The 16,635-nt window shown below is 65.4% G+C and carries 13 protein-coding genes; 5 read left to right on the top strand and 8 right to left on the bottom strand.

Annotated features, from left to right (window positions below; genetic code table 11):
- Positions 1 to 18: 18 nt before the first annotated feature.
- A complete protein-coding gene (locus AC5RUQ_RS15340; RefSeq protein WP_493948218.1) occupies positions 19 to 1,407 on the bottom strand; it encodes a sigma 54-interacting transcriptional regulator in 1,389 nt (462 codons plus the stop codon).
- Between the two features lie 90 nt (positions 1,408 to 1,497).
- Here AC5RUQ_RS15340 and AC5RUQ_RS15335 point away from each other — a divergent pair, with 90 nt between their 5' ends.
- From AC5RUQ_RS15335 to AC5RUQ_RS15325, 3 genes are read left to right on the top strand one after another with little or no spacing between them, the layout of a single operon-like run.
- Positions 1,498 to 2,169, top strand: coding sequence for an MSMEG_4193 family putative phosphomutase (locus AC5RUQ_RS15335; RefSeq protein WP_493948217.1), 672 nt, complete (start codon positions 1,498 to 1,500; stop codon positions 2,167 to 2,169).
- Positions 2,170 to 2,214: 45 nt separating this feature from the next.
- On the top strand, positions 2,215 to 2,916 hold the full coding sequence (locus AC5RUQ_RS15330) for an SCO1664 family protein (protein WP_493948216.1): 702 nt from the start codon (positions 2,215 to 2,217) through the stop codon (positions 2,914 to 2,916).
- A 47-nt stretch (positions 2,917 to 2,963) separates the two neighbouring features.
- On the top strand, positions 2,964 to 3,740 hold the full coding sequence (locus AC5RUQ_RS15325; RefSeq protein WP_493948215.1) for an MBL fold metallo-hydrolase: 777 nt from the start codon (positions 2,964 to 2,966) through the stop codon (positions 3,738 to 3,740).
- A 21-nt stretch (positions 3,741 to 3,761) separates the two neighbouring features.
- On the opposite strand, the gene AC5RUQ_RS15320 is transcribed toward AC5RUQ_RS15325, so the two are convergent.
- The 6 genes from AC5RUQ_RS15320 to AC5RUQ_RS15295 all read right to left on the bottom strand — a co-directional run bounded on the left by AC5RUQ_RS15320 (position 3,762) and on the right by AC5RUQ_RS15295 (position 13,171).
- Complete coding sequence (locus tag AC5RUQ_RS15320; RefSeq protein ID WP_493948214.1) at positions 3,762 to 4,430, bottom strand: cyclodeaminase/cyclohydrolase family protein; 669 nt, start codon at positions 4,428 to 4,430, stop codon at positions 3,762 to 3,764.
- Positions 4,431 to 4,532: 102 nt separating this feature from the next.
- Positions 4,533 to 5,495: a helix-turn-helix domain-containing protein gene (locus AC5RUQ_RS15315; protein WP_493948213.1), complete on the bottom strand. Its 963-nt coding sequence runs from the start codon at positions 5,493 to 5,495 to the stop codon at positions 4,533 to 4,535.
- The gene (locus tag AC5RUQ_RS15310) at positions 5,465 to 7,825 is read right to left on the bottom strand and encodes a beta-galactosidase (protein ID WP_493948212.1); all 2,361 of its coding nucleotides are present in this window, start codon (positions 7,823 to 7,825) and stop codon (positions 5,465 to 5,467) included. Before AC5RUQ_RS15310 ends, AC5RUQ_RS15315 begins: the two co-directional genes overlap by 31 nt.
- A gap of 12 nt (positions 7,826 to 7,837) precedes the next feature.
- Entirely contained in the window at positions 7,838 to 9,151 is a 1,314-nt protein-coding gene (locus AC5RUQ_RS15305) for a cellulase-like family protein (RefSeq protein ID WP_493948211.1), read from the bottom strand.
- Positions 9,148 to 12,237 carry a DUF5107 domain-containing protein gene (locus AC5RUQ_RS15300; protein WP_493948210.1) on the bottom strand — a complete coding sequence of 1,030 codons (3,090 nt, stop codon included), beginning with the start codon at positions 12,235 to 12,237 and terminating at the stop codon, positions 9,148 to 9,150. Before AC5RUQ_RS15300 ends, AC5RUQ_RS15305 begins: the two co-directional genes overlap by 4 nt.
- Before the next feature lie 301 nt (positions 12,238 to 12,538).
- Positions 12,539 to 13,171, bottom strand: coding sequence for a dihydrofolate reductase family protein (locus tag AC5RUQ_RS15295; protein WP_493948209.1), 633 nt, complete (start codon positions 13,169 to 13,171; stop codon positions 12,539 to 12,541).
- Between the two features lie 303 nt (positions 13,172 to 13,474).
- Here AC5RUQ_RS15295 and AC5RUQ_RS15290 point away from each other — a divergent pair, with 303 nt between their 5' ends.
- Positions 13,475 to 14,077: a dihydrofolate reductase family protein gene (locus AC5RUQ_RS15290; protein WP_493948208.1), complete on the top strand. Its 603-nt coding sequence runs from the start codon at positions 13,475 to 13,477 to the stop codon at positions 14,075 to 14,077.
- 39 nt (positions 14,078 to 14,116) lie between these two features.
- On the opposite strand, the gene AC5RUQ_RS15285 is transcribed toward AC5RUQ_RS15290, so the two are convergent.
- On the bottom strand, positions 14,117 to 14,887 hold the full coding sequence (locus AC5RUQ_RS15285; RefSeq protein WP_493948441.1) for an SMP-30/gluconolactonase/LRE family protein: 771 nt from the start codon (positions 14,885 to 14,887) through the stop codon (positions 14,117 to 14,119).
- Positions 14,888 to 15,163: 276 nt separating this feature from the next.
- Between AC5RUQ_RS15285 and AC5RUQ_RS15280 the strand changes: the two genes are divergently transcribed.
- Positions 15,164 to 16,444, top strand: a complete 1,281-nt coding sequence (locus AC5RUQ_RS15280) for a cation:proton antiporter (protein ID WP_493948207.1) — start codon at positions 15,164 to 15,166, stop codon at positions 16,442 to 16,444.
- The last annotated feature ends 191 nt before the right edge of the window (positions 16,445 to 16,635 follow it).

Here is a 16,635-nt window from a genome sequence, read left to right as displayed (position 1 = left end):
GCTGCTGCCGTTCTTCCGCTAGCCGTAGATGGTTTCCTCGTCGTCGGACTCCTTTGAGATCCGCCGGGCGAGGTAGAGGCCTTCCAGTGCGAGTTCAATGGCGGCTGCGCGCTGCCCTTCGTTGGTTGCACCGAGCCGGCCGCTGATTTCGTCGTACAGGCCCGTTCCGTTGAGGGACGGCAGGTTCTGCAGGAATTCCTGCGCCGTGACATGTTCGCCGGTGGTCACGGTCCTGTGGCCGTCGAGGGCAGCGACCAGCGGCCCCAGGTCGATGCCTTGATAGTGCGCCCGCACTGCCTCGGCGGTGGCGGTGCGCAAAAGGTGGTCCAGGACCGCCTGCTCGCGGCCTTCTTCCCCCGACTCGAATTCGATCTTGCCGGTGAGGACGTCCACCGCGGTGCCAAGGTCCACGATCCGGGCCACGGCTTCCTCCTCCCCGCGGACACTGGCCCGGCGAAGCGCTGCTGCGGCGACGGTTTCCGCACCGGCGATGGCGAACCGTGCGGAGACCCCGGAGGTCTGGTTGATCGCCGGGGACTGCCGGAGCGCGCGGGTGTATCGGGCCAGGATCTCAAGGATGACGGGCGGGACATCGGCCACCAGCTGCCCCTCCTGCCGAATCACCGCCACCTCGTCGGCCAGCTCTATCGGGTAGTGGGTCCGGATCTCGGCGCCGAACCGGTCCTTCAGCGGCGTGATGATCCTGCCGCGGTTGGTGTAATCCTCCGGGTTGGCCGACGCGACGACGAGTACGTCCAGCGGCAGCCGCAGCACGTAGCCGCGGATCTGGATATCCCGCTCTTCCATCACGTTCAGCATTGACACCTGGATCCGCTCGGCAAGGTCGGGCAGTTCGTTGATGGCGATAATGCCGCGGTTGGAGCGCGGGACCAGGCCGTAGTGGATGGTTTCCGGGTCCCCCAGGCGGCGGCCCTCGGCCACCCGCATCGGATCGACGTCGCCGATGAGATCGGCAACGGATGTGTCCGGGGTGGCGAGCTTCTCCACGTACCGTTCCGACCGGTGGCGCCATGCCACGCGCATCCGGTCCCCTTCGGTGAGGGCGCGGGCGCGGGAGTGCTCCGTGATCGGCTCGTACGGGTGTTCGTTGAGTTCCGAGTCCTCGATCACCGGTGACCATTCGTCCAGCAGCCCGGCCAGCGTGCGGAGGAGCCGGGTTTTGCCCTGCCCCCGTTCGCCGAGGAGCACGACGTCGTGGCCGGCTATCAAGGCGCGCTCGAGCTGGGGAAGGACGGTCCTGCTGAAGCCGTACAGCCCGGGCCATGGATCGCGGCCGGCGGCGAGCGCGGCGAGCAGGTTGTCGCGGATCTCGTGGCGCAGGTCCTTGTGGACGTGCCCGGCCGCACGCAGTTCTCCAACCGTGAAGATATCGGGTCGATCAGTCACCACTCCACGGTAGTCCCCTCATGTGCTGTGAATCGAGGGATTTCTGCAAACACCCGTTCCTCAGCCGTTTCCGGGCATACCCTGATACCGATGATCGCAGCAACGCAGACAATGCCACCGCAACCGCCGGCGGGACCGGAACGCACCCTCCTCCTCCTGGTTCGCCATGGGGAGACGCCCACCACGGGAAGGGTGCTGCCGGGGCGGGCACCGGGGCTGTACCTGTCCGAGCGGGGCCGGGTGCAGGCCGAACGCGTAGCCGAACGCCTCGACGGGCTTCCGGTGAACGCCATCTATTCCTCGCCCCTGGAGCGGGCCCGGGAAACTGCAGCGCCCGCCGCAGTGCGCTCCGCATTGGAGGTGAACGAAGATCCCGGGCTGCTCGAATGCGACTTCGGCGACTGGACAGGAGCCGCGCTCGCCGAACTGGCCGCTTTGCCGCAGTGGCAGGCCGTCCAGCAGAGTCCGTCAACGTTCCGCTTTCCCAACGGGGAAAGCTTCACCGAGATGCAGGCGCGGATGGTCGGTGCACTCGAGGTGCTGCGCACCGCGCACCCCGGAGGCGCCGTCGTATGTTTCTCCCACGCAGACCCGATCAAGGCCGCCGTTGCCGACGCCCTGGGCACCCCCCTTGATCTTTTCCAGCGCATCGTGATCAGCCCCGGCTCGGTCTCGGTCATCTCCCATGTCGAAGGCCAGGCGCCTGCGGTGCTCATGGTGAATTCGACGTCAGAGCCCCTGAGCGGGCTGAGGGCGCAATGAAACCGGGCGCGCCTGGCTGGGCCAGGCATTGAAAAGGGACAGCCGGTGCCGGGGCGGGAACTGACGCTGCTCAACCAAGGCCGGGTGGAACTGCTGGCACGCATCCCGAGGAGCAGCAACGCCACGTTCCTTGTGCGGGTTTCCTCCGGGGACGACTCAGCCCATGCTGTCTACAAGCCGGAGGCCGGAGAACGGCCATTGTCCGACTTCGAGCCCGGACTGTACCGGCGCGAACGCGCTGCGTACCTCCTGAGCGACTACCTGCAGTGGGGGCTCGTGCCGCCAACAGTGATCCGGGACGTCTCTCCCTTGGGAATTGGGTCGCTGCAATGGTTCGTCCCCTGCGACTACCGGGACCACTACTTCACTCTGTACGAGGAATCGCCTGAAACCCATGACGCCCTGTTCCGTATCGCCCTGTTCGATTTCATCAGCAACAACACGGACCGTAAAAGCGGACACGTTTTGCGCGGGCATGACGGGCGGGTATGGGGCATCGACCATGGGCTGTGTTTCTCCGCCGGCTTCAAGCTGCGCACTGTCATTTGGGATTTTGCGGGCGAACCCATTCCTGCCTCGTTGCTGCAGGACGTGACCCCGCTCGTGGAGCGCGTCCCGCCCGACGTCGCGCAGCTTCTGGACGACGCCGAAGTGGCCGCCCTGCAGCGGCGTGTGCAGCGTGTGCTGCGGGATTGCGTGCTGCCGCTCGACCCCACCGGAATGCGTTACCCCTGGCCCCTTGTGTAGGTGACGGACGCAGCTCTATGAACGGGAGCGGCCGCTACGATGGGCCAGTGCGTTCCACAACCTCTGGCTGGCATCCTTCCTCCCGCGTTTCCGAGCAGGTGCCTGGCGTCTTCCTCGTTGAGGGACCAGCCTCGAACTGGATCGTGGTCCGCGACGGGTCGGGTTTTATGCTCATCGACAGCGGCTACCCCGCCGATAGCCCCCTGGTGCTGGGATCGATCAGGCACCTGGGACTGCAGCCGGCTGATGCCCGGGCCGTGCTCATCACGCACGGCCACGTCGACCACACCGGAGCTGCGGCCCACTTCTCCGGCACCTACGGCACCCCCATCCTTTGCTCGCCGGAAGAGTTGGCCCACGTCCAGGGCAAGGAGAAGCACCAGGTCACGTTCAGCCAGGTCCTCGTCCGTGCATGGCGCCCCCGTGTTTTCTGGTGGATGCTCCACGTCATCAAAGCCGGAGCGCTCACTGCAAGGCCGGCAACGCGGGCCCGCGCGTGGGACGCTGCGACGCTGCGCAGCCTGCCTGGCCGCCCGGAAGCAATCCTGATACCGGGGCACACGCCCGGAAACGCCGCGATCCTCCTTCCAACGGCAGGAGCAATCGCGGTCGGAGATTCCTTCGCCGCAAGCCATCCGCTGAGCCGGAAGACCGGACCGCAAATGCTCCATCGCATGTACCACTCGGACCCGGACGCCGCCTTGGAAGCCACCCGACGGCTGGACGGCGTCCACGCCTCGGTGGTGCTTCCCGGCCACGGCCCGGCGTTGCGGATGCCTTTGGCCGAAGCCCTGGCGGCGCTTCACCGGGGCGAACCCGGATAGTCCTCGCTGACTCGGCCGGAGCTATTTCACGGCGTCAGTGTCAGTTGGGGCTGCCCGGTGATCCACCCCGGCCGTCAGCTCGTCGATCCGGTCCAGTGCCGAGTTCAGCTGTTGGACGGTCGCCCAGAGATCCGGATGGTCTGCACGGATCTGCTCAAGCGAGGCGCCAGCGGATCGCAGCGTTGCGAGGTCAAAACTGACGTTCGTGCGCGCGCCCGCCACCGCTGCCCGGAGGGCACCGAAAGCGACAACCACATCGGCGATCAACGCAGGGTTTCCATGGGAAGCGAGCCAGCCTAGGTCTTCGATGGCTTCCATCGCCCGTTCGCCCAGCACGGCCGAAGCCTTCGCGGCGTTAACCGACGCCCCGTGGATGGCGTCATCACGCTCCCGGCCAGGTTCCAGGCGGAACGCCGCGCCGAACGCTTCGGAGGCGGCAGCGTCGTCGTCGGCCAGCCGAAGGGCGGTCTCCCGGAGCGATCGCGCCCGCGCGTGGATGTCGGCGAGTTCCCCGGCCCTGCCGTCGCTTGGCTTTGTGTAGCCGGCCACCATCGACACCAGGGACGCGGCGATGGCAAGCATTACCCCCGTCCCTGCCCCGCCGCCCGGCGAGCCCTTGGACTCTGCCAACGCCTGCGTCCATTCCTCAACTGTCGAGCCCTGGGTTGTCACCGTTTCAGAATCAGCCATGGCACCTATTGTGCCCCGTTGGTGAGCAGACGGTGGCGGGCACAGGGCAAGGGGGGCTGGAGAACCAGCACCAGCACTAAGTTAGTGTGGCGCCGCAGGCGCTCACCCCTTCCGTTCCGCCCGGTATGCACTGGGGCTTACCCCGTGCATCCGGCGGAACTGGCGGGAGAAGTAGAACTGGTCATAGAGTCCGATTTCGCGTCCCACCTGGGCGACAGTCAGCGCCGTAGTATCCAGCAGAAGCCTCGCCCGGGCCATCTTCAGGGCAGTGTGGTGGGCCAGCACTCCCCCACCAGTAGCTTCCCGGAACAGCTTGCTCAGCTGCGACGACGAGACACCCACCACCGCAGCCAAGTCGGGCAACCGGATGCTGCCGTCAACGCGCTCCTCCAAAAATTTCATGGCCTGCTGGAGGGGCGTCCCCTGCTCAGGGAGGCGGCGGTCTACAGCGAGGGTGGCGAGGAGCTTCCAGGCCATTCCTGCTGTGGCAACCAGGCGGGCAGGCGACTGGTCATGTTCCAAGGCGGAGATGATTTCGTCCAACATGGCCGTCAGCCGGTCCACGGCTACCAGCGGGATAATGGGCCGGTCCGGACGCACGCCGGATTCCTCAACAAGTTCAGCAGTATCAGAGCCCAACACGTGGCACCACCAGATGGTCCACGGGTCCTCGCTGGAGGCACCGTAGGCATGGGCCTCCCCCGTACCGCCAGGAAGAACGACGGCGGTCGACTTGCCGACGTCGAACCGGGAACCGGCGGTTTCCACCCACCCCTTCCCCGCGACGCATAGGATGACGATCGTTTCCTCGGTGCCCGAGGGACGGTGCCGCCCATGGGCCTCTGCGACGGGAAAGACGCCCGCATCAGTGACCATGAGGCGGCGTGTGACGGGACGCGTGAGCGCTTCCCGGACCAGCGGCCTCGGAACCACCACGAGCCGCTGGTTCTGGAAGCCCGTTGCCCGTTCCACCTGCGCTCCCTCCGTCGGATCACTCAGTGTATGCCGGGCGGGCAGGGTCCCAGCGGTGGGGGTCAGGATGACTGTTCCTTCCAGCCCGTCCACATAAGCAGCTCCACCTTCTCCACGGCACAAAGGTCGCCGTCGACCGCCTCACGCCTGTACTGGGCCTCCAGCGGCACCCCCACCTTCGCATCCTTCGGGAGGGGAAGGATCTGGAGCAGGACCTCAGACTCGGGGCGGATGCCGGCATCGTGCGCTTGGAGGAGCCAAGGCGAACCGTCCCAGAAGCGGTCGGCAACCACGAGCCCGTCAACAAGGAGCCGGGCAGCGTCCCCGGCCCACATGATCTCAAGCTCAGAGTGCCCCTCGCCGGCCAAGGACCCCGCCGCCGTCGTCAGGTCAAGCCGGTACACCTCGGCCAGTTCCTCGATAGCTTCCTCGGTGGGGGCGGCAGCCCGCCCGGCCAGTGAACCGAACGAAGCAGGAACGGGCTGTGCGGGACGGATGAGCTCCGCAGCGAGGGTCAACCGTGTCCGTTCGGGTTCCGTCGCCGAGCTTCTAACGTCTTCGAACCGGGCGGTCCCGGTGGAGTACCGCCGAATGGAAGGCAACCCAACAGACCTGCCGGCCAGGAGTCCGTCAGCACCTACCCACAGCGGGTCCGCTGACAGAACCAGTTCACGGCCGCGCGGGGTGTCGAGGACCCACGCCTGCTCAGCCAGCTCAGCCGGTAGGACGAGGACGGTTAGGGAGCCTTCAGGGGACTGCACCGTGAGGGTGGCCGGCTGCGTGGCGTCAATCGCGTAAGTGTTGCCACCCAGGGCAGAAACGGGGCCCTCAAGCTCGGTTCCTTCCGGCAGGCAAACCTGGGGCTCAATTCCTGCTTCGGCTGCGAGGACCAGGGTCGTTGTAAATTCCGGCCCCAAAAGGGTCAGCGGCGATGCCGTTGCCCAGCGCAGCCGGACCCCTTCAATCTCGAGGTTCACGGGCCAGGCGCTGATCGTTCCGGCGGGAATGGCCACAGCCTTGCCGGGAAAAGTCACTGTGTCCTCCCCCAGCAATAACCTGAACTGCGCCGACGGGTAATCCTTGAGCGGGATATGAGGTTGGTGCCAGGTGACGAACACAAACCCGGACTGCCCGTCGCTGCGCAGGGCCCAGCGAAGTGTCGTCGAGTCCTCGACGCCGGCAGGTACCTGATCCGGGAGGGTGGACGGCATGGGGGCGAGACGGTCGCCGAATGCGGACAGGAAAGCGTGCTGCCTGCGCAGCAGGCCGAAGCTGGGTGCCAGCCGGCCGGACGCACCGATGGGCGCGTGGAAGTCGTAGTCGAACACCGGAAGATCATTGGGATAGCCCGTTGCCTGCGACTCCTGCAGGCCACCGAAAGGATTCGTTCCGCCCGTGAACATGTAGTAGCCCTGCCAGCCGGAACCGCTGCCGATCTTGTTGTTGGCCACGGCGGCCACGTCCTTGCCCTTGGGCCACGGCCGGCGCTGGTAGGCCGTGGCCATCCCTCCCGTTAGCTCGCAGGTGGCCGGCGGGTAGAGGGCGGACGGAGAGCGAGGGGGCGCTGCGTCGCTGCCGGAGAAGCGCTCGCGGAGATCGGCACCGATGCCGGGGTCGTCCCACTCGTGGCTGAAGAAGTAGTGCTGCCGGAACGTCGGGTCCCACGGGGCGTCGGAGTCCACCCAGAAGCCGTCACCGTAGCCGCCGAAGACCGGCAGGACCTCTTCCTCGGGGATGTCGGCTCCTCCCCAGGCTGTGGCCGTCCAGATGGGGGCGCTGAGCCCGGCTGCGCGGGCCAGCTTCTTGAGTTCCGTGATGTGCCCGGGCTGGTCGTAGAGTTCGTTTTCCAGCTGGATCCCGATGACGTTGCTGTCCGCGCCGGTCAGGCCCCGCAGCTCCTTGCCGAGGCAGTTGAACCAGCGCTCCACCAAAGCCAGGTAGGCAGGGTCATTGGTGCGATGCTCGACGGCGGCTGCCTGGACCCAGTCCGGGAAGCCGCCGTTGCGCACCTCGCCATGGCACCAGGGCCCGATCCGCAGGACAACGTCCAGCTCCAGGGTGGCGCACAGGCGGACGAAGGCGGCAATATCCAGGTTGCCGTCGAAGCGGGCCCCACCCTCGACTGGTTCGTGGTGGATCCAGAAGACGTAGCAGGCCACCACGGTGATGCCGCCGGCCTTCATCAGCCGCAGCCGCTCCTCCCACCTTGCCCGGGGAAGCCGGCTAAAGTGGATTTCACCTGACACCGGAATAGCTGGCCGGCCCCCGCATTCGAGGTAGCGGCTGGTGAGCCGCCACCTGCTGTGGGGGTCCTCGCCGTTGCTCATGGGCGGGAGCTGCAGGGGCAGTTCGTGGGGCCGGTGGGTTACCTTCAAAAGCCCGTGGATTCCCTGTGATTCGAGGGTGCTGTGTTCAAGGCGCATGTGTGGATTCTTTCAGCTCCCAGGAGCGGTGAGGATGAGGGTGTTCATGCGGCGTTGCCAGGCTTCATCAGCCCAGAGGGGATGATGGGGTGCAGCGTTGGAGCACAGGACCATGCCCCAGATTCCGTGGTTCAACGCCGTGCGGATACCTCTCTCTGCAAGGTCGCGTCCGATAGGGCCTTCCTCGAAGGTGCCGTGGAGCGGGGTGTAGCCGATCCAGCCCTCTCCCACCACGGCGGGGACGTTCTTCCACCTGGCCCACTCCGCGATGGCGATGACCCGCGAGTCAATCTCCCGCCGCATCACCTCCCGGTAGGGCCCGTATTCATTAAGCAGCCAGGTGTCCCAGGCATCCGGATCAATCCAGTCGTAGCGATAGAACATCTGGTCAGTCACCACGGTGGCGCGGTACTTCCAGTCGGCCACGCGCCCGTACTCTGCGACCGCCGGCGCATCGGGGCGCAGCAGCGCACGCAGGGCCGGGTTGGGAAAGTCGGCCGTGCCCTCGGAACGGATGTCGATCTGCTGCTGGAGCGCGTCCAGCACGCCGTAGCTGTAGACGTGGAACTGCGCGGCGCCTGGCCCGTCAGGGACGGCGTGCATGGCCAGGTGCGGAGGTTTGCCGTAGCTGGCGGTGACCAAGAGGTCCGGATGCAGTGACCGCAGCCGGTGCAGCTGCTCGCCGTCGGCAAGGGCGGGCAGGATGGAGAAGTCCACCTCGTTGTGCAGTTCCACCATGGCGATCCGCTCCCGGTGCCCGGCATCGGTGAGGGCATAGATGAGCCGGTGCCAGGCATCGGCGAGGACGCGGTACCTGTCGGTTAGCGGCACGGCGTCGATGGCCTCGAACCATTGCGGAGACTGGGCAAAGACTGTGGACTGCTGGTACTCCCAGCTGGCCAGGATGACCACGAGTCCATGCCCGGCTGCGGCCTCGAAAAGTTCCAGGAGCCGCTCCTTCAGGTTGAGGCGGTAACCGCCGGGAGCGTCGTACCAGCGGGTGCCCCTGCCGTAGATTCCGCCGTCCGGTGCTTTCCCGAGCCCTTCAATTTCCAACTCGCCGGCGAGGCCCTCCAGACCCAGTCCACCAAAGAGCAGCAGCGGTGCGGCACAGATCCTGATCGTGTTGTACCCAAGCTCCGCCGCCTTCGCACAAGCAGCGTCCAGGTCTGCGTACGGGCCGCCGGCCTCGGCACGGGTATACCAGGAAAAGTCCCAGAGCGTGATGGTGAGACGGGATGGCAGGTGCGACGGCGGCGCTCCTGTCAGGAAGGCAGTGTCCTTCTCGGTATTTCCGGATCCGAGGTACCTCGGTTCTTCGGTCACAGCTTCACCCCTTCTTTCTCGTGTGCCCGCCCCATGGCGGCGAGCTTCCGAAGTGAGTTCGCCATCTCGAGCCGGGATGAAGCGGTGCCGGTATCGAACAACAGCAGTTCGGGCAGGGAGGTTGCGAAGTAGTCCGGAGCCGAGGGGGCGGACTCCAGCTCGTCGGCCCGCGCTTCCAGTTTCTGCCAGACCTTTTCCGCTTCTGCCGGCCTGCCGAGCCTGCAATGGGCGATCCCCCGCCAGTAGTCTTCGCCGCTGGCGGGCTTGGGGTCCACGGCCAGCGCAGTGCCTTCCTGGCAGGCCTGCTTCCACGCGTCCACTGCCGCACTGGCGTTTCCGGCGAGATCGAGGGCATCCCCCAGCGCCACCAGTCGCTCGGCCATGGAGTCCGCCGGGTGCCGTCCCTCGCCCAGATTGGCGGGAGCTTCGACGCCGGCGCGCAGCAAGGCGATGGCCGCCGTTGGTTCCTGCTCCAAAAGGGTGGTTGCGTGTGTGACGGCAGCACGGTCGTAGGCTGCAAGGGCCATTCCTTCGCCGCCTTCAAAAGGCTGGAAGGTCCGTGCGGCCATCAACTGCAGGGCTTCCTCGGGGCGGCCTGCACCCGTCAGAAGATTGACGTAGAGCACTGCCAGGTCGTCGCGCTCAAGGACAGCCGGATTGTGGCATGCAATGGCAGCGATGCGGTCTTCGACAGAAACCCCTCGAAGGCCGGCTAGGACTGCCCGTTCAAACACAAGCCTCGGATCATCCGGGCTCAATTCCAGTGCATGCTCCAAGTACCCGTCGGCAGCTGCGGGATTGCCCCCGGTGTTGACCGTGGCGATAGCCGCGTTGCGCCATACCACGGGGTCCGTTGAGCCGAGCAGCATGGACTTTTCAAGCATCGCCAAGGCATCCGGTACGCGGCCCGCGTCCAGCAGCCAGCACCCCAGCAGTCCGGGTGCCACCTTGTCCCTCGGGTCAGCCTCGATGGCCCGGTGCAGCGCGTCATAGTCGTCAAGCCCGTATGGAAAGGCATAAGCGGTGTTACTGCGCCTGGCAGCGGAACGTTCTGCAGAGGCCGCGTCCGGGTCCAGCAGTTCCTCCAGCCAGCTGGCCCGCAGGTAGCGGCGAAGGGGTTCGGGATTGCCAAAGACTTTATTAGTGCCCTCGGGCGCGGGATTTACCGTGAGGTCCAGCGCGAGCTGCCACTGACCAGCCCTCGCAAACCAGCAAGCCACAGTGAGCGCCGTCTTTGGATCCGCGCTGTCCAGTGAGCCGTGAAGCGCCAGGGCTACCGGGTCCAGTGCATCAGACGCGAGGATGTCCTGCAACAGCCGGGCGCTTTCCTCCCGCCGCCCGGCTTTGTCCAGGGCCAGGTACAGCAGGTGCTTCCCCTCAGGGCTGGCCGGGTCCACTGCCAGGGCGGCGTCGGCGTGCCGGTGTGCCTCGGCGGGCTGTCCTGACCGGAGGGCCAGGCGTGCCAGCGCCAGGTGTGCCGGCTGCGCCCACGCCTTGTCCCACGCTGCCTTGCCGAACCGCTCCCGGGCCTCATCCAACCGGCCCGTGCGCTCCAGGACCAGGCCGAGGCGGTAGCTTGCCTCCCCGCTGGGCGGATTCAGGTTGCGGCGGGTGAGCCGGCCCAGGCCGTTCTCCAGCAGTTTCCGGGCCCGGGAGTAATCTCCGATTTTGTAGGCCGCGGCTGCCAGCGCAATCGACGCGCGCGAATCGAGCGAATCCCGGCGCAGCATCTCCTCGAAGTACGGCAGCGGCGAACGCGTGGGGTGCCGGTTCTGCGTCAAATGCGTTCCGGTGACGAAAAGCTCGTCCATACTTGCCATGCCGGTGGCGGGATCAGGTTCAGTGGCAACCCACGGCTCCTCCCTGTTTTCCTGTGGTTTCCTCGGGGTCCAGAGAATCAGTTCCCGGTCCCCGGCCAGGACCTGCAGCGTGAGGTCGGATTCATGTGCCGGTTCGGGCAGATCAAAGGCTTCGGTGAAGGGGTGCGCCGGCGAGATCCGGGCAACCCATTCCCGGACTGTTGCGCCCCGGTGCTTGAGAACAACCTTTGCATCCTCCCGATCCACCGTACTGGAAACGCCCACAGTGACCCTGCGCCACGTTCTGTCCAGCTGAAGTGACACGGCGAACTCGAGGTTCGCCTGGTGCGCCGGGCCCATCTGCCGGATGGGGTACCAGAACTCGCTGAAGGTGCGGGTCTCCCCGGGAGCCAGGTAGCTGAAGTCCGGCTGGTTGTCCGTGAAGACGCCGGACATCAGCTCAACGTACGGCCCGTCGTCGTCCGTTAAGTGCGCATCCCAAGCCTTGCCCACCGCTCCGTTCCCCCACGTCCACTGCTTTTTGCCGGGGGAAATGCTGCGGTCGGCCCAGTGGACGAACCCGGCGTCGGCCTCGTGATCGTAGCCGCCGAAGAAGCTGTCTTCCGTGTCGGTGACCATGTACGAGGTGGGGACCGGGACGTTGGCATAAAAGTCGATGCGGTCCGCGCCCTCTCCAGCCAACGCCGGGTAGTCCACACCGTAATAGGGCCGGTCAGCCTGCGGAAAAGCCGTAATCGCGCGACGGGCATGGTCGGCAACGAAGTTGACATCGGTGGGGAAGAATGACTGGTACTTTTCATGCGTGCGCGCTGCGACGTTTGCCCACCAGAGGAAGGTCTGTGGCTCATCAGTCCGGTTATACAGCCGAGCTTCGACCTCAATCAGGGAACTGCCTGGGCGAAGGCGGACTCCGTGGGAGCCCCGCATGCGTTGCAGGGGGTCCAGGTCGCTGTGCCACACGGTAACCTGGCCTTCGTCGCTCCTGTCCACGGAGGTTTCGACGGGCAGGAACGTTGCGGGGCGGTGGTGCTGGGGCCAGTTGAACTCCACGCCGCCGGAAATCCACGGGCCCGCCAGCCCCACCAAGCCAGGTTTAATCACGTTGTTCCGGTAGAAGAAGTCATACCCGGCCGTCTTATCGAACCCAACGTGGATGCGGCCCCCAATCTCCGGGAGGAGCATGAGGCGGATATATTCGTTCTCGAGGTGAATGGCCTGCCAAAGGCGGGGCGCCTTCGTCCCCGCGATGCTGTCGATGAAAGGCATTGGGTACACCTTGCCGCTGGAACCCTGGTACACGCGCCGGTCAAGGAACAACGGGTAGCGGTCCGGTTCCCCGGGAGAATACGTGTCAATTGACACTGGTTCGGACCAGCAGGCAACGCCACCTGTCTCCAGAACGGCCTGCTGATCCGGCGGCGCGTCTGGCAGGACTAAGTGGCTCTTGTGTTCGTTTGCATCCATCACGGGTGCAAGCCTATGAAGTTCCCCGGCCTGTTCCCATGGCCTAAGCGCGCGAGCATATGGACGATCTTCTACGGAGCAGGGCTCCCTCTGCTGCCTTGCCTCAGGCCGGACCAACGCCAGGCGGACCGCTGAGCACTCGGGGGACGTACTCGAGCAACTGGAGCCGGCCGTCGAACGTCCTGCTCTCCACCATCTCCAACGAAACGTCGGGATAGCCGTCGTAGATCCGCTCCTGCCCGGTGCGGCCTGTGATCACCGGGAAGACGACCAGGCGGAACCTGTCCACGAGGCCTGCCGCCAGGAACGACCTGCACAGGCTGACACTGCCGAGAGTGCTCAACGGGCCGGTTCCGGTCCGCTTCATCTCCTTCACCGCCTCAACGGCATCCCCGGTCACCAGTTCGGAGTTCGGCCACGTCAGCGGCGCCTGCAAGGTGGACGAGAAGATTACCTTCGGCACCGCGGCAAGGCCGGTGAGGCTGGCCCCCTCTTCCTCGGAAAACGCCGAGCCTTCGGCCGCGGCCTCCTCAGACATGCCGGACATCAGCCGATAGGTGTTCGCCCCCATCAGCAGGGTGTAGTCCTTCTTCCCTTCCTGCTCGAGCCAAGCCAGGTATTCCGGCCCCTCCAGGCCCCACCAGCCCGGCCATCCCTCGGCCGAGGCGTAGCCGTCCAGCGAAATAATGAAATCAACCATCAGTTCTGATGGCGCCTCGGAAGGTGTCTCACCCATGACCGTCTCCTTTGATGGCAGGTGCCGGCAATGCTATCCCTGCCGCGATCAGGCCTTCAAGAGCCCTCCGACGTGTATGGGAAGGGACGGCCCGGTTCTCCCCGAAGGCAATCGAATCAACCTAACCGCCCTCGGGGGGCAAGAGTCCGCCTGGTCGAAGCCCACTCACTCGAAGGTCCGGCAGATCCTGCCTGCCGCCCGCTCAGGCACGGCAGACACAGCCCTTCCGGCCGCCGTCGAACGCCAATAGCATGGCCGTTATCGATCCGCGCTCAGAACGCCCCTGCCAAGCAGAAGGAAGCCATGAACAGCGTCACCTGCGATCTCACCGTATCCCTTGACGGCTTCCTCGCCGGCCCCCATCAAAGCCACTCCAACCCGTTGGGCGAGGGTGGCGAGGACCTGCACCGGTGGCAGTTCGAAGAAGCCGAGGCCAACGCCGCAGCGCTTCAGGGCATTCTCTCCGCAGGCGCCTACATCATGGGCCGCAACATGTTCGCCGGCCCCGGGGCCGGTCCGTGGGATCAGGACTGGCGCGGCTGGTGGGGTGAGGAGCCGCCGTACCACGCCCCCGTCTTTGTGCTGACGCACCATCCACGCCCTCCTGTGCAGATGCAGGGCGGCACTACGTTCCATTTTGTGGACAACGGAGTTGAGTCCGCACTGGCCCAGGCGCGGGAGGCTGCGGCCGGCAAAGACGTGGCCATCGCCGGTGGCGCCGAAACTGCCCGGCAGTTCCTCTCGGCCGGGCTGATCGACGAGCTGCGGCTCCACATCGCGCCGCTTATCCTGGGGGCGGGCGAGAGGCTGCTGGACGGCGTCGGAAACCTCAATCTTGAACCGACCGAAGTAAGCGGCACCCGCCTGGTAACGCATGTGCGTTACCGGCTGGTTCCCAGCACCTAGGCGGAAACCGCGGTGCCGCTGTGGCAGTGGTCCTCGCGCTCAAGAATTGCGGGCGGCAGCATCCCGGGTGGTGGTGCGGATCCGGTACAGACTCGTGGTTGCGGTGATGTAGAGGTCCTGGCCGTCCGGGCCTCCGAAGCACACGTTCGATACTTTTTCTGGCACTGGGATGACACCCAGGAGATCGAAGGACGGCGAATAGATTCGTACGGTGGGGCCGGCTGAGGTCCAGATCCTGCCTTGGACGTCCACCCTCAGCCCGTCAGCGGCATAACCTTCTTCAAGCTCGAGGAGGGTTTCATTGCTGTGGCAGATGCCATCGAGCACGTCGTAGGCAACGATTCTCAACGGCACTCCGTGAGCCGGACCGGCTGTGTCCGAAACGTATAGGACCGACTCGTCCGGTGAAAAAGCTAACCCGTTCGGATACACGAGGTCAGTGATCACTGCATTGAGAGTGCCCGAAGCAGGTTCGAACCGGAAAACGTAGCAGCCGCCGTACTCCTGCGCTCCCTCGTTCCCTTCCTTGGTGCCCGGAAGGATCCCGTACGGCGGGTCCGTGAACCAAATGCTCGAGTCGCCCGCGATGACGACGTCGTTGGGCGAGTTCAGCCGGCGCCCCTGGAAGGAATCAACCAGCCCCGACACCGTTCCCCCGCGGTCACGCTCAATTCGGCGGCGCCCGTGGCTGCACTGCACCACAGTTCCGTCAGCATCGAGGTTTCGCCCGTTGGTGAATTCGACCCCGAGTCCGTACTCACGGGTCTTCCCAGTAACGGAGTTGAACTCGAGAATGCGGTTGTTGGGGATATCGCTTCAGCGCACTGTCCGCGACGACGGCACCCACACGGGACCCTCCGCCCATACCGAGCCAGTGAACAGGCACTCCAACCCGCCACTCGTCAGCTCAGCACCCATCCGGCCCCCTTCGTAGGCAGTTTTCCTGGCGTTGCACTGCAGAACGTTCGCCAGTGACAACCCTCCCGGGCACGCGCATTACGGGAAACGATAGCGCGACGAGACCCGTTGGCCTACCACCATCGAGTGGCGCTGCTCAGCGCACCGAAGACAGGGACAAAAGCTGTTGTGGCGCCTTTGCTGAGGCTGGCGGTAGCTTTGGATTACTTTTCCTTTGAAGCAGCCGAGGTACCGGAGGTACCGCTGATGCAGGGCTTGTCCACGTCATTGGTTCTGATCGCTCTGCTGGCTGTTGTGGCGCCCCTTGCGGCCCGCTTCCTTGACCGGGCGGTCAAGGTGCCCATCGTGGTGTTCGAGATTGTCCTGGGGATCGTGCTCGGCCCCAGCCTGTTGGGTTGGATCCAACCAACCGAGTTCGTCGACACGTTGGCCCAGTTCGGGCTGGCCATGCTTTTCTTCGTTGCCGGCAATGAGGTCGATTTTGACGCCATCCGCGGCCGGCCCATCACCCGCGCCTCCGCTGGCTGGGTCATCTCCCTGGCGGCAGGCATTGGCGCTGGCTTTGTGCTGGGCCCGACGCCGGCTGCCGCGGTGATCATCGGCGTCGCTTTATGCTCCACAGCTTTGGGCGCGCTGTTGCCCATCCTTCGCGACGCCGGCACGTCGAAGTCGCCTATGGGTATCGCTGTTACAGCACTGGGTGCCGCCGGGGAGTTTGGACCCCTGGTGGCGATCTCGCTGTTCTTCAGCGGCAGGGAATTGGGACCTGCGACGGCTGTCCTGCTCGGGTTTATTCTCCTGACCGGGCTGGCGATCCATCTCGCCTCACGGGCACGCCACTCCCTTCTCCATGCACAGGTCACGAGGACCCTTCACACCAGCGGGCAGTTCGCCGTCCGGTCCATCATGTTCATCCTTACCGTGCTTGTTGTGCTCAGCATGGTTTTGGGCCTCGATATGCTGCTGGGCGCCTTCGCCGCCGGTGTCCTCTGGAAGGTCGCCATTGCACGCGCTCCGGAGCAGGACCGGCACGTCATCGAGGCGAAAGTCGACGCCATCGCGTTCGGATTCCTGGTGCCGGTCTTCTTTATCGATACCGGCATCGACTTCGACCTGAGTGCGCTTAGCGCCAGCCCGGCCGCGCTGGCGCTGGTCCCCCTGTTCCTGCTCCTCCTGCTCGTCATTCGCGGGCTACCGTCACTGCTCACCGCTCCGTCAAAGTCCAGCTGGGCCGATAAACGGGCCATCATTCTGTTTGGGGCCACGGGTTTGCCTATCATCGTGGCGGTGACAGCCATCGGCCGGAACGAAGGGCTCATCTCCAGCGCAATCTCGTCGGCACTTGTCGGAGCAGGAATGCTCTCGGTGCTCCTGTTTCCGCTGCTCGCACTCCGGCAGCTTCAACGGGAACCTTCAGGAACCGCCGTGCGGCACCAGGATGTTCCGTAGGGGAAATGGCAGCACCAAGAGGCGGAGGGGGCCCGGCAATGGCGCTGCGACTGCTTGATGTAGGGACGGTTGGCCGGTTATCGGCCTTTCAAAAATCGCCGGGGAAGAGGGCTCGCAGGTCTTCGTTGATGCTGTCGACGGTTTCGAAGGGAATGATAGCCACTTCTCCTGGTGTAGTCCGAAAAGAATCT

Source organism: Arthrobacter sp. MDT2-3, from assembly GCF_059090465.1.
This window is presented reverse-complemented; position numbering and strand designations above follow the sequence as displayed.

Bases quoted from the DNA above. Each gene is read 5' to 3' on its own strand.
- AC5RUQ_RS15335 (WP_493948217.1), top strand. From the start codon at position 1,498: ATGATCGCAGCAACGCAGACAATGCCACCGCAACCGCCGGCGGGACCG.
- AC5RUQ_RS15300 (WP_493948210.1), bottom strand. From the start codon at position 12,237: ATGCCTTTCATCGACAGCATCGCGGGGACGAAGGCGCCCCGCCTTTGG.
- AC5RUQ_RS15310 (WP_493948212.1), bottom strand. From the start codon at position 7,825: ATGCGCCTTGAACACAGCACCCTCGAATCACAGGGAATCCACGGGCTT.
- AC5RUQ_RS15320 (WP_493948214.1), bottom strand. From the start codon at position 4,430: ATGGCTGATTCTGAAACGGTGACAACCCAGGGCTCGACAGTTGAGGAA.
- AC5RUQ_RS15295 (WP_493948209.1), bottom strand. From the start codon at position 13,171: ATGGGTGAGACACCTTCCGAGGCGCCATCAGAACTGATGGTTGATTTC.
- AC5RUQ_RS15290 (WP_493948208.1), top strand. From the start codon at position 13,475: ATGAACAGCGTCACCTGCGATCTCACCGTATCCCTTGACGGCTTCCTC.